The organism is Leyella stercorea, assembly GCF_021531655.1.
The window spans coordinates 84025-98260 of record NZ_JADYUF010000008.1 but is presented as its reverse complement, the minus strand read 5'-3'; the positions used below and the strand labels follow the sequence as shown (position 1 = coordinate 98260).

General features: G+C 50.5%; 4 protein-coding genes and 2 pseudogenes. 3 read left to right on the top strand and 3 right to left on the bottom strand.

Annotated elements, in window-relative coordinates; genetic code table 11:
• The first annotated feature begins 108 nt into the window (after positions 1-108).
• Both I6E49_RS03930 and I6E49_RS03925 read left to right on the top strand, forming a co-directional pair.
• Positions 109-729, top strand: a complete 621-nt coding sequence (locus tag I6E49_RS03930; protein WP_235400574.1) for a hypothetical protein — start codon at positions 109-111, stop codon at positions 727-729.
• Between the two features lie 200 nt (positions 730-929).
• A pseudogene (locus I6E49_RS03925) lies at positions 930-1151 on the top strand (AAA family ATPase); the annotation flags it as partial.
• A gap of 11 nt (positions 1152-1162) precedes the next feature.
• Here the strand turns inward: I6E49_RS03925 and I6E49_RS03920 are convergent.
• The gene (locus tag I6E49_RS03920; protein ID WP_235400572.1) at positions 1163-3250 is read right to left on the bottom strand and encodes an outer membrane beta-barrel family protein; all 2088 of its coding nucleotides are present in this window, start codon (positions 3248-3250) and stop codon (positions 1163-1165) included.
• A 250-nt stretch (positions 3251-3500) separates the two neighbouring features.
• On the opposite strand from I6E49_RS03920, the pseudogene I6E49_RS03915 reads away from it, so the two are divergent.
• Positions 3501-4523, top strand: a pseudogene (locus I6E49_RS03915) (Fic family protein); the annotation flags it as partial.
• Between the two features lie 120 nt (positions 4524-4643).
• Here the strand turns inward: I6E49_RS03915 and I6E49_RS03910 are convergent.
• Both I6E49_RS03910 and I6E49_RS03905 read right to left on the bottom strand, forming a co-directional pair.
• Entirely contained in the window at positions 4644-12911 is an 8268-nt protein-coding gene (locus I6E49_RS03910) for a LamG domain-containing protein (RefSeq protein ID WP_235400569.1), read from the bottom strand.
• Entirely contained in the window at positions 12912-14144 is a 1233-nt protein-coding gene (locus tag I6E49_RS03905; protein WP_235400568.1) for a hypothetical protein, read from the bottom strand.
• Between the last annotated feature and the right edge of the window lie 92 nt (positions 14145-14236).

Sequence of the window (14236 nt, the reverse complement as noted above, 5' to 3'; positions counted from 1 at the left end):
TGAGAATGACAAGAGATTGGCTGCACTTAGAGAGTATGCTCAAACGGCTTGAATTCTAAATCCGAAACTTGAGTTATATTTTTGCAAGCGTAATAAACAATTCTTGATATGAAAAACCTGAAATCTTTCGTAGGACTTGTATTAGTTCTTTTTGCATCATTATTTTTTGCATCATGTAATGATGACGTAGAGGAAACAATGGAGCAAGAATGGGCTCATGTATTGGACAATCATGGAGTTGCGTACTCTTTCAGTGACAATGGAAACTGTTTTGGTGATGGCGGTGGCATAGGCCAAGCGGACTTTAACAAGATGTTCATTGGGCATGGATGGAAGCACTATGCCACATGGGAAATAGACAAGAACGGCAAACGACAGTCTGGTAAATATTATAGCAACATGATAGGCGCGACTCCAGAAAATTACTATTTTGATAGTGACACGAAACTGACCACTTACTTCAATTCTGATGCTGACGGTGGCGCTGTAAAGAAGACGGAAGTTACTTATACATTTAATGGTAGGTACAATGGTACGCCGCGTACAGTTTTGTTGCTTGATAACAACGAATACATTCAGATAACGGGATGGACCCTTGGTGCTCAACCAACTTTCTGCATGGTTCATCCGTTGGCAACAAAAGCTGATGGAACAACCGTCTATGGTGTCTCTTTATATGTGCAGATGACAGACAAAGAACTGAAGGCTATGCAGGATAGCGCTAAATAAAATATCGGTCAAGCAAAGATGACAGCTCTTTGCTTGACCGATGTCGTTTATTCTTTCTTTATGTATTCTGTAATTTGTTTTTCCAAAATAGGATAAGTGGTATAATAGAATTGGGATATTTGGTATAATAAATTTGGAATAAATGGTATAACAGAATTGGGATATTTTGTATAATAATATATTAAAGCCATTCATTTTCAATGCATTTGAGAAATGGCAGTTATGGACTGATAGAAATAAAATTAGGTGGGGAGAAAAATATAGAAGAAGGAGCGAAGAATCTGAAACTCCTTGCTTCTAAAATAGACACCACAAAGATGAAAGCTCCATCCTTCCTGATGATTCTTACTGGTACAACAAAGTATGCAATACGACGTGAGGATGGGGTGTATATAGTTCCTATAGGATGTCTTAAAGACTAATTATCTTGTTCTTAGTGTCCCATGCGTGAGGTATCCACCTCCTTTACTGTCTTCTCCTTGTAGCCGCCGAACTTATAGATAACTGCGAAGGTGAAGGATGCCCAGTTGTAGTTTACCTTCATACGGTAGTCCTGGTTGCCTTGTACTGAACGTGTGTCGAATTGGTTGTTGAAGATGTTGCTGCCATTAAGGCGCAATCCCCATTTACCGTCATGCGACGACCATTGCAACTTGGCATCCATTCTGAAGATAGGACTTATGTCGTAAACTCCTTGTATTGCCTTTGACTGAATGAACGGATTAAGAATTAGACGCAAGTCCTGTGTGCTGCAAAGTTTTACGGATGCCGTGCCTCCAAGTATAACCGACAGTTTCTTGCGATCGAACGGCAAGTCGAAGAAGTGGCTGCTCTTGTCGTGCTTGTAGGTTCCTACTGCAAACACGTTGCCGTTGAGCCATTTGCCTGCACTGAATATGGCTGATGCCTGCAATCCATAACTATTGGAAAAGTCGAAGTTGGTTTCCTTCATTATCACAGCCATGCGGTCTGTGGTCTGATATGGCAACTGAACGAAATAGTCGGGCTTCAGGCTTGCAAAAGCCATGAGCGTATAGCGTCGCTTTATCTGCCACATCAGGTTGACATTATAATAAGAGAAGGGTTTCAAGTTGGGATTGCCATGTATCTCGGTGTAGGTGGACGAGTAGAACACATTGCTCATAGTGGACCAATAACTCGGGAACTCAGAGTTGGAACTGAATGATAGATTGAGCAAATGGTTGTCGTTGACGTTCCACAAAGCATTAAGCGTAGGATATACGCGCCACTCATCCCATACGGGCGAGTGGTATTGCTCGGCAGCAACGGATGCTTCAACACTAATAGCCTTGTTTATCTGCTTGCTGAAACCAGCATATATGTTCCATATCCGTTCATTATTGTCCACGCTGCTTGTTCCATCAGGCAGGATGGTTCCATCCTTACCAATCGTGGTCTGATAACTCTTATTGCTCGTGAATTGCCCTTTGACGCCATACGACAATCCCCAACCGTGTGCCAAAGAATGAGTTTGGTCGGCTGTGAACATCCATTTGTTGATAGTCTGCTTGCTGCCGCTTGTCAGGTTGCGTTCAGTTTCATTTTTGTTTTCCGTGGTCATCGTACCATCGAGGGCTTGTTGCTGAGGCGTGCGATAGTAGGTGTACGAACCGCTAAGGGTAAGTCCGAAAGGAAGCGCGTAGTTAACGTCTACATTGTGCAGATATTCATGACTGTCATGATGCATTCCGCTGATGCTCGATCCGGTCGTATGGCTGTTTGAACTTGTCTTGTCCCATTGTCCAGTATAGGCTACGTCAAGACGATGGTTCTTGCTAAAGGTATAATTCATACCCAGTCGGTAGTCGTGTGTAATGCCAAACGACTTCTGCCCGGTTTCGTCATTATAGTGTATACGATTGTTGCCAAGTGGATGATTGGCTATGCGTGAAGACTCGCCGTATGAATTGCCGTTAACTAATTTATACTGTGCATCCAGTCCGAACTTGCCTCTTTGCATGGAAAGATATAAATCGCCAAACCCTTTGGCGTATTTGTTTTGCACCAAGCCACCAATGATTTGTCCTGATAGTTGATTGGTGCCGGCATAGTCTTTAGTGACGATGTTGATAGCCATACCACGTACATGATAGCGAGCAGGGGCAGACAGCATCACCTCGGCTTTAGCCAACTGTGCGGCTGGCATTGCCTTCAAGCGTTCAGCCAGTTGCTCTTGTGTCAATGTGGTGGCTTGTCCATTGATAATCAACGTTACTTCATTGCCTGAGAAAGATATGCTGCCTGTGGCATCGCTGACACCAGGTATGCGCGTCAATGCCTCATAAGCATTGTCGGCAGGCAACTGCTTCATCAGCAACGGCATATTGTACGACAGCATACCACGCTCTGCCTTGACAATAGGGCGCGATCCTTTTACCATCACTTCAGGAATATTGTGCATCATGGTTTCCATGGTGAGCGAATCCTTCTGTGCATTGTCTTGTGCGTTGGCAGTTATGGCAGCCGCAACAAGAAGACCTGTAAGTAATAATCTGTTCATTTTAATTCGCTTTATATTGTATTTCTTTGTAAAAGTAACTAAAATCTAAAAAAAAACGAACAAATGTCAGATATATTTTGTGAAATGTACATTTTGTTGTTGTGAACAAAGTTCTTCTTCTTTTATGTATTCTGTTATTCTCATATATGAAATTTGCTATTGCGACAAAAAAACATTAATTTTGTCGCAAAATCTGCGACGTTATTCTATGCATAATGTCGCATTTAACAAAAAACGCTCTATGTATAATACTGCACCGTCGCATTACGTTGATTCTGTCGTATCGGTTATGCTCGATGCTGTAAACAATTATGACCAGCCATTGACCAAAGAGAAACTTTGTGCATGGCAAGCGTCATTCTTTCCGACCGGTTTCAGTGAGGGTTCACAAATAGAAGTAGGTAGGTATCGTACAAACGAGGAACATATTGTTTCGGGTATGTTTGGCAGAGAGAGGGTGCACTATATAGCTCCGTCACCAGAACGTTTGGAGAAAGAAATGGCGGCATTTATTGAATGGTTCAACAAGAATGAGAACATAAGTTCTGTAATACGTTCTGCAATAGCCCATTTCTGGTTTGTCAGCATTCATCCTTTTGAGGATGGTAACGGACGACTTGCACGAATTATTTCTGACATGTTATTGGCTCGTGCTGACAGAAGTGAGTTCCGTTTCTATAATATTTCTTCACAGATAAACAAGGACAAAAATCACTACTACGATATATTGGAGAAAATCCAACATGGTGATGGCGATATAACAGAATGGATTTCATGGTATGCCAATACTCTGTCCACTGCACTCGATGAAGCAGAAACCATAGTTACTACGATTCTGAACAAAAGTTTCTTCTGGCAGAAGGCGTCGTCTGTTGCATTTAGTCAAAGACAAACTGATATTCTCAATCTCTTTCTTGACGGTTATGAAGCTAAAATAACTTCGAAACTATGGGCATCATTGGCGAAATGTTCAAAGGATACTGCAATACGCGATATTCAAGACCTTATTGAAAAAGGCATCTTACGCGAGGATATACCAGGAGCCAAGCGTCCGAGCTATTCCATCGTATACGACCCTGACGATATAACAGTATTCTTCTCTGACATTAACATAACAGAAAACAATAATGCTATATATCTGACAGCATTGTATAAGGGCAAACAACAGGTACGTGAACGGATTTTGCCATTAGATGCAGAGCGCTTCAAGAAGGGTGATTTGCCATTGGAAAATCTGCTTGCCAAGTATTGCTCATATATAAAAATGAGTTAATGATAAAAATTTTACAGATTCTTTCAAACAACAAGGCGTACAACCTGAATCCGTGCGGTTTCGGTTGTACGCCTTGTCGTTATTTATTCTTTGTCTGATGGTTCAGACATTATAAGTTCTTTATTTCAGCACTACTTTTCTTGTTACGGTCATTCCCGTATTTGCGTCGTACGTGCTGCGCATATATACTCCAGACACTGATGGCTTGCCGTTAAGCAACATACCGTTGAGGTCGTACCAGCGTGTGTTGGTGTCGTCATCGGCTGTGATGCCGTCAATGAACGTGGTCTTTCCGAATGTCACCTCAAACGGCAACTTGTAAGAGCCGCATATAGCGTCTTCTGCAAAGTCGAGTGTTACGTCCGAAAGCCATGTCTGTCCGTCCTTGGCAAGCATGAATCTCAGTGTGCACTTGCCATCGCCAGGTACGGTGAAGTAAGCATAGCCATCGGCATCGGTAAACTCTGCCGTGCGACACTCGTCGCCTGCGAATACTCCAACCTCTGCATCTTGCTGCACTGCGCCGTCAAAGGTCACGCGAGCTGTTATGGTCATATTGCTCGGATACTTGTGGTGGTCGATGGGTGAGAAGCTGTACTGCTTACATTGGGCTGCTGCCTTCTTCTGAACATAGGCTGGCAACGATGAAGGATAGTTGAATGTCCTTACGTTTGCGCTTGCGCTCTGCAGCATATATCCCTGTCCGGGAGTGAGAGCCTTCAGCGAGCCTGTCCATTCGTAGCCGTCGAACAAGGCAAATCCATACTGTCCCTTTATCATGTCGCCGTCCTGCGGATCCATTCCTGCAAGAGCGTCGGCTACGGAAGCAGTCTGCGTATTGTTGTAGGCTATCCAGTTCCAACCAGGCACTACAGTGATGGTGCGGTCTTCCTTCGAACCATATCTGCCAATGAGCTTGAGCACCTTGGTGCTTGACATTCTCGCCTTGTACATCGAACGGTTGTCTACGTCGAATGTCTTGCCATACCATGTGCCCTTGTCGCAGTTGGCAAACTCGTCCTTGGTCTTCACCGTCTCCACACCGTCGGCAACACTGGCAAATACACTGCTGACGTTCATGTCGTCGGCATTAACGTAGAACGAAGTCCAGTTCCAACCAGTGCTGAGAAGCGTTGTCTGCTCTATCTTGTCGGCAGTTTCGATGAGAAGCGGAGCTGCGTACTTGCCTATGAGTACGTTGGCGCTGAACGTCACGTCTTGCGATGTTGTAGTGACGGGATACATGATGCCGGTGCTTGCGTCGTACGCCTTGAAGGTGAGCACCTTGCCTGCGTCGTCGTCATTGCCATATACATCGAGCAGCAGGAAACTGTTGTCGTAACGTTCATTGTATGCAGGATGGGCTATGCCGCGGCATTCTCCGTCAACGAATACACCTACGATATCGTCGGCATCATAGCTCGGCTTGCCGAGGATGGAGAGTGTTCCGATTATGCTCATCGTACTCTCATACTTGCCCTTGTCTACAGTCCAGTCAGGCTTGTCGCCTTCCATCGTGAGTGAGAGTGTGAGCGGTGTGGCTATGCCGTCGTTGCCGGTAAGATATACGGTCTCATCATACTTGCCCACAGGTGTAGCCTCTGTCACTTCGAAGCTTATTGTCTCCGTGGCGAGCGGATCGACGGTGCCAAACTCAGTGTCTGCCTTGAGCCATGAAGGCATGCCGCTAATGGTCCACATCTGCTGCTTGCCGCTCTTGTTGGTGAAGCTTGCCTCGAAGGTGTGGCTCTCGCCTGCCTTCTTTGTCATCTTAATAGAGTTCTCGCTCCATGCCAGCTCATTGTTGTTGATGTATGCACTCCAGCATACGGGCAGCGAGAGGTTGCCGTTGACGTCGCGCAGGTCGCGGACGGTGAAGTTGAGCGTACATGCTGCAATAGTGGCAGGAGTCTCGTTGAGGGTGATGACAATCTTGTTGTCGCTTGCCGTGAACGAATAGTCGACGTTAGTCTCAGTCTTCTTCTCTCTCAAGGCAGGAGCCTCGTCGGTGAAGGTGAGCGCGTCGGCATATACCGCCTTATGGTCTGTGCGAAGCATGTCGTCGTCGGTGCTCACGGTCACCACCTGATTGTAGGCATCGAGCGTATTCTTCTCAAACGGATAGTATGCCACGAGTCCTTGCTCGGTGCCGTTCAGTCGCATCTTGCGGCGCGACTTCAGAATGTCGGCACTAAGAGTAGCGTTCCATAGGCGTATCTCGTCAATGCCAGCCACGAGCTGTCGGTCGTACTTATACGCTCCGTCCTCTGTAAGTGTTCGGCGTGCGCCAACAATCATTCGGTCGCTTGCCGTTGTTCCGATGCCAGTCACGCTTGTTGCCATGGTGCGCTCACCGTCCACATACACGGCAGCATTGCCGTTGCGCAGGATATTGAGTGCCACGTGGTGCCAAGCCTTGTCTTGCAGCGAACTTGTGCCGGCAGAGAAGGTATTGTCGCCCGAAGTGAGTTGCAACACACCATCGGTGTTCATCCACAGTTCCACCTCGCCAGCCTGCAGCAGCTGGGTTTCACCCTTCTGCTTGTCGGCGCGCATCCACAGTTCGATGGCGCAGTTGTCGGCAGCGAGTGGCGATACGTCGGCGGTAGGAATGTCGAGGTGCGATGTTCCGTCGAGCGTGATTGCCTTGTTCTCGTTGTTGAGATACCAGTTTTCGCCAGGCATGCGCAGGTGTCGGTTGCGGGCATAGTCGGTGATGACGGTGCCTTCGCCCTCATCCATCTTCCAGTAGCCAATCAAGTGGCGCGTTGCCGGGTTCTTAGTCTTGTTCTTCTCCATCAGTGCCGCTGTCATGTCGTGAGCCTCGTCCCACAGTGTGAGTTCGTGAATTGCTCCAGTCATGTGCTGTCCGATGGCGAGTGGTCCGTTGCCTTCGTAGGCAGCCACAGTCTCATCAGTGAAGATATCGGTGGTGGTGGCGTCTTCTGCCACGGCTGCCTTCAGGGTATTGCCCTTATCGGTAACGGCATAGTTCATTGTGAGGTATGCCCACTTGTCGGTAAGCATCTCTGCCTTCGACGTATAGACGTTGCTGCCGATCTTCACCTGGAGGTGGCGGTTGTCGTCCACGCCTACTACGAGCTTCTGCTGTCCCTTACCGTGTGAGAGCAATGTGCCTGCGCCCTTGAGTTTGACCCAAGCGTCGATGGCAAAGCTCTTGCCTGCCAGATTGATGTCGGCCTCGGTAGAGGCTGTATTGGCTGTGCCGGTCATGCCGAGAGCGGTGGCGTGCGACACCTCAGCGCCGTTGAGCACACCGGTGACGATGAAGTTGGCGGTCTTCGTGAGTTCGCCCTTGAGGAAGTTCTCGTTAAACTCGATGCTCACGTCGTCCCCTGGCGATAGGATGCCGTTGGTAGGCGTAGGCATACCGAGCGGTTGCGGACGCTGCATGTCCTTTACGAGGGCTATCTCCTCACTGGTGTTGTACACCTCCTCATTGCCGTACGTGCTGACGGAGAGAATGCGGAAGGTGTAGTCGCCGTCGCTGAAGTTGTGCATAGGCAACTTGTACGACACGGTGGCTGTGCTGGGCAGCAGCTCGTTGTTCTGGGTCTTGTCGGCCTCGTTGATTACGTATTCGCGAACCAGTGTCCAGTCGGTGTCGCCCTGCTTGCGATACTGTATGCGGAACGCCTTGAGGTTGTGGTAGTCGCGGTCGAACTGGTTGAACGAGATGTTCAGGTCGTCGCCGGTCTGCGAGTTGAGCGTAGTGCGGTCGAGCTTCATCGTCACTGCCGATGATGAAGGCACGAACTGTGCCGATACGTATACGGTGTCGGCTATCTGGTCCCATGTGCTTGTCGGGTCGTACTGCGACTGTGAGGCGAGCACGATGCCGATGTTCTTGTAGTCGAGCACGCTGGTGTTGGTCTGCCAGAGCTGCATGGCCTTGGTGACGGTCTGACCAGCCGGAATCTTGATGATGCGGTTGTCGGTGAGCGGCATGCCGTCGATGGTTATCTTGGCACCGTCGGGATTGCTCTCGTCAATCATCAGGAGCTTGTAGTAAACGTCCTCGTCAATCTCTGAGGCGTTGGTGAGACGCAGCGTGTAGTTGGCGGCGCTGCCCGTAGGCACATTGCTTACCGTAGGCACATCCACCGTGATATGCGGCACCTCGATCTGCATGGTGGCTTCCATGATGGTGGTGCCCGGACGATAATACTTGGTCTTTACCTCGCCTTCGTACGGACCTGAGGTCTGTCCGCCGCGTGTGCGGAAGATGGGAGAATAAGCACCATACTTATATACGTCCACTGTCAGAGCGTCGTCGTCGCCTTCCTCAGCAAGGGTGTAGCTGAATGACGACAGCTTGGTGGTGCCGCTCTCCCATGTGTTATGCGTTCCACCTCCTGTGCGTGTGGAAATATGCGTTTCGACACCCAACTCGTTAAAGGCGGCAATCCATGTCTTGTCGAGAATGACGTTGGCTGTCAACGTCCAGTCAGTCGTACTTCCATGACTTTCTTCAACCTGTGTGCTCATGTTGACGCTGCTGCCCGAGTCGAACGAGAAGTTCTGGTCGATATGCTTCTCACGATTCTCATAGGCAAGCACCTTCTCCTTCTCGTTGGCGGCGAGCGTATTCTCCCAAATCTGGATTTGTGAGTTGCACCATTCCACTGAGTCGCTATAGCATTGGTTGTTATTGCTGGGCGCAATCATGGTGTACGACGGTCCACTGATGGATACATGCTTGGTGGCTTTCGAACCCCATGCCTTCTTGTCGTGGTTGGAACTTCCGAAGCGTGGGTCGTCGGCGGCAAGCGTAGTGAGGTAGACGGTATGTCCCGTGGTGTTGCTGAATCCCTGGGTGCTGGCAACGGTCTGTAGCAGACTGTTGCGCATGGCGCGCAGGTTGGGCAACAATACGTTCTCCACATAGTTTTCAGTGTAGTTGAACATGGTCTTGAAGTTGAGTCCCGTGGTCACAACGTCTTTCAGTTCCAATGCTGCCTTGTCGCTCGTTCCTTGTCGGCGGAAGTTGACATCGCGTGCCAATCCATAGATGAGATTGGTTGCTGAACCGATAAACACGTCGCCATTGGCACCCACATATTCGGAAGCCGACGAGGTGGATATGGTACGTGTGGTAGTTACGGAACGGCTCCAGGTAGAGGCACTCTCTCCTTGGGTAGTAACGTTCAAGCCGGCTGAGGCATCGTAAGTGTTTTTAATTTCATCTATCTTGCCTATGCCTATGCCTCCGGTGAGCGTTGTGATGTCGAATCCGAACTTGCCTGTGGCTATCACCTCATTCTCAGTGCTCCATACGCCACCATAGCTCGTTGATTTCGAAGTGACGGTTCCGCTGGTCCATTCGGCGCTTGAGCCGGTTCCGGGAGGGTCGCGCAGAATCATCTCCACAACGTCGGGACCGCTCGTCACGAAGTTGTTGCCCGTGGGCAGCGAACCGAGAATGATGCCGTTCATGCCACTGCCGTCCCAGTTGTAGGTACGGTCATCGATGTCATAGCTGATGGAGAGGGTGCGTGTGTATGGCGCGGTGATGTTGGGCAGACCTGCCTTCCATGTGTAAACGGCGCAACCGAGACTGTCGAGTTGCAATTGATTGCTCTCCAGTTCCACCAACGAACCTGCAGGTTTGCCAGCCGTGTTGTTCTCAAGATATACAGATTGCGAGGCTGAGAGGGCGTTGTTGATGGTCACCACATTATTGCTGAGCGGCACGCGCGATGCCACGGGCTGGTTCTTCACGTCGTGGTTGACATACTCCTCGAAGCCTTTAAGGTCGAAGGTGTAGTTCTCTTCGCTTTCGAAGATGGCACCACCATAGTTGTAGGTCACCTTGCCGTTGGTGTCGATGGTGTAGATGTCGTCGATGGCGAGCTTGCCGTTGGCATCCTCAATCTCATATTTCGACAGTCCGAAGGCTCCGTCGTCGTGGCCACGCTGGGTGACGGTGAACGAGGGTGCGCTATGATAGGTCTGACGAAGTTTGCAGTTGTAGGCATACTCATGACGCGCTCCATTCTCTGTGACCAAGGTGTCGGTCAACTGCATGAGCGGATTGGTGGCGTCGACGGTGGTTGCATCGCCAACGCTCAGGCCAGTTGCCACGACCTTTATGCTCTCCACATTATACATAAGCGGGGGAACCATGGCAGAGAACTCACCCGTGAGCGAGTCGGTGCGTATGAAAATCTTCTTGGCGGCATCGCCCGCGCCGCGCCATGAATGGCTGGCAATGGTGCTGGTGGCTGACTCTACGGTAGCCTTGGCGGTGTTGGTTTCGTAGCTATACGACGTGCCGTTCAACTTCTTCACCACGTTGAGACGATAGCGGTCGTTGGTGGGGCTGAGAACGAGTTCGGTGATTCCGATGTTGTTATGGCTTGCTCCGAATCCGACAGGCTTCTCGCCCTCAATGCTTCCACCTACCACACGGCCCGTGAAGTTGACGAGCGTCTGGTCGATGAACTCCATGTTCTTTATCTCGCGGTCGAACGTAATCTTCACGCCGGCTCCGTTCGGGTCGGCTGGGTAGCGTCCGGCTGATGCAAACACATGACCGTCCTTCTTCACCTGGATGAAGTGGTCGCCGATGGGCACGCTGATGGTGAATGTGCCGTCCTCAGCCGACTGTATGAGTTCGCCGTCGCGACTGCATATCGTGCCATCTACATAGAATGTGCATCCCTCCACGGGATAATCGGTGCCTTCGTAGAAGACGGTGCCCGATACGGGGAACGACGATACGTCGGTGAAGTCTACTCCGCTATGCACGAGCGACGAGGCGCTGACGTAGCGTGTGGAATAGGTGGGCGAGAATTCGTGTACGCCCAAGGCGGGGATGACCATATAGTTGGTGCCTTCGCCCGTGAACGGTACGCCACGGATGACGAAGTTGCCTTGAGTGTCAGTCAGGGCAAAGAGGCCAAGCTGTTGCGATGTCGGGATGATGCTTCCAGTGGGCAATGTGCCGGCGCCGAGGCGTGCGTGGTTGCCGTTTGCCACGCCACTCGTCTTCGAGTAGTCGTAGGCGGTGGTCTGTCCGCTGAAACCTTCGTCGACGGGCCAGTAGGCCACGAGTGCGTCTTCCGTTCCGCAAAGGGTGTGGTTGTAGTTGGCGAGAATCTCCTCACGGCTCAATGCCTTGTCGCTGAACACGCGCATCTCGTCGATGTAGCCCGTGAAGGCACGGTCGGCCGACGACTGGTAGCTGCCGCCGAGACACAATCCGGTGTCGTCGGCATCGGCAAACAACACCTTGGCGTTGAGCTTGTCGGCGAGTGGCACGACGGTAACAGAATCGTCAGCGTTGACGGCGGTAACGGTGGCTGCGCCCGCTGCATCAACGGCGAGGGTGAGCGATGTGAAGGCGTTAGGCTTCAGATAGATGCCCGTAGATGCCGAAGCGGATGCGCCCTTGAGGGTGAGCGGATAGCCCTTGCCATCGGTATCTGCCGCACCGAGCGTCAGTTGCAACTTGCCGCCGAGGTCGAGAATGGTTGGTGTGGTGCCCGTCTGCGAATCGTCGGGGCGAATCATCATCTGCAGGGTGTAGGGCTTTGAGGCGAAATACTTGTTGAGCGTCTCGCTGTCCTTGCTAAGGAACACGCCATCGCCGGCTCCCGACACGCGGAGGGCATAGAACTGTCCGCCCTGCTGCTGTGTGCCGTCGCCACGTACCAATGCCACGCGGGTGCCTGCCACGGCTGTTCCGGTGCCGTAGGTGATGCGGCCCGACACGATGCCGGTGGCGCGACTGAATCCGTCGTCGCTCTTCTCAAGGCGCGTGTCGCTGCCGTCGCACGTGGTGATGCTCACCACCTTGTAGTCGTAATATTGTCCGGGCAGCGCCGTCTGGTCCTCATAGTAATAGGATGAGGCTGTGCCGCTGGTCTTGTAGATGGTGCCCCATGTGTCGGTGCCCTTCACGCGGCGTGCCACCTCGTAGCGTGTCACGTCGGCTCCCACCTGGTCGGCTTCCCATGCCACCTTCACCAGTCCGTTGTAGTCGCCCTTGGTGGCGTTGACCGCTGTAACCTGCGAGTTGCCCGTGATGCGGCCCTCCAGAATGTTGGTGCTTGAGAAGAGCTTGTTCTCGAGCATCGTGGTCTGCACCTTATATATATAGGTGGGGCAGAGCTTTAGGTCGCGCGTGTCGGTATATTCGTATTGCGTCTTTCCCTTGTCGGTAACGTTGACGGTAGCCACCTCCGTCCAGTCGTCGCCAGGCTGTCCGTTCTTACTTTCGGTGCGGAGCAGCTTGAAGGCATAGCTTTCGTTGCCCTTAAACTCGGGGCATTGCCATTTCACCGTGATCGATTTCTTGTCAGACACCACGTCGGTGATGTTGATCGGGAACGAGCGCTGCACGAATTGCGTAGTGCTTTCCATTTATCTGGACAGCAGTTTGCCTGAAGGCGAATTGGTAGGTACAAAATAAATCTGATAGACGTATTTTTGGTCGTAATCAGGCACATCGTCCGTGTATTTTCGTGTATTATACGGAATGTCGCTTGCTACTTTCGTTTTGTCCTCTGGGTGCCCGTCAGGGTAACGGTAGATACTCCATGTGCCATTTGCATAACAAAGACCACCAGAGGCTTGCCATGTCAATAATATTTGTTTTTTCCACATGTCGGTGGTTGCATCTACATTGCAAGGAGCGTCGTACCTGTAAGGCATATCCATCTGCCAGCCAAATATAATCGTACTGGGTCGATCGTTGGGAGTTACAGTAATTGATTTTTGTCTATATAGATAGAATGAAGACCCATCCGTTTCGTTATACGAAAGCGTCAGTCCATTATAGGTGGATGAGCCCTTGCTGTAGGTCTTGTAAACCGCTTGGTTCATTGTGGAAGGGTCGAAGTAGCGCTTGCCGTTGCCGTAGTCTTTGTAATACGAGCCGTCGGTAGTCATAGCCACGGTGGTTGGGCCGTAGCTCGTGTTGAGCGAACTTCTCGTTACCTTCAGCGAGCCATAGGTACGTTCGTAGTTTGGGCTGTCCGAAAATATGTTCCTGATAGCTTGGGTTCGGAACGTGCGTTCCTCAAACTTGATGCTTCCGCCTGGATTGGAACTATCGCCGTTGAGCTTCCACTTACCGCGAATCTTTACGTCGTGCTCGGTAGCCACAGCCATCTTGTCCATGTAGATGACCATCTCCACCCAGAACTGCCCGTTCACTTTTCGTGGATCCCAGAAGCGTACAGTGTAGTTCACGCCGTCAACACTGTTGGTGTAGGTGCTGCCCCACCATCCGTTGTTACCGCGCTGGTCATCCAGTCCGGAGGCGTTGCCATTGCCTGAGGACCATGCCAACTCCCAGTCGGGTGAGCAGATGTATTTGCCATCTACATAAACGGCGGGACCTTTGTGGTCCCTCTCTGTTTCGTCGTGCAGAAAATAGCCGTCGCCGCCCCACGTGTCGTAGAACCAAAAATAGACGGTGATCCATGGCTCGTTCACCGTGGGATGGTGCGAGATGCGCGAGTTGTAGGTGTCTCCGTCATAAATAGTGCCGAAATGTGCTCCGGCATACGTCTGCCGCGGCACGACCATAGCCATGACCAGCAGGAGTAATGTCCAAAAGATGTTTGGTAATGAGTAAAGTTTGTTTTTCATAAACGTTTAGTTTTTTTTTGCAAATTTAAACGATTATGAACAAATGAGAAGCGTAAAAAAGTGCGTTGTGGTTACAAAAAGCGCATAATGTA

Excerpts from the sequence above, each read along its gene's own strand:
- I6E49_RS03910 (WP_235400569.1), bottom strand. The coding sequence starts at position 12,911 with ATGGAAAGCACTACGCAATTCGTGCAGCGCTCGTTCCCGATCAACATC.
- I6E49_RS03905 (WP_235400568.1), bottom strand. The coding sequence starts at position 14,144 with ATGAAAAACAAACTTTACTCATTACCAAACATCTTTTGGACATTACTC.
- I6E49_RS03930 (WP_235400574.1), top strand. The coding sequence starts at position 109 with ATGAAAAACCTGAAATCTTTCGTAGGACTTGTATTAGTTCTTTTTGCA.
- I6E49_RS03920 (WP_235400572.1), bottom strand. The coding sequence starts at position 3,250 with ATGAACAGATTATTACTTACAGGTCTTCTTGTTGCGGCTGCCATAACT.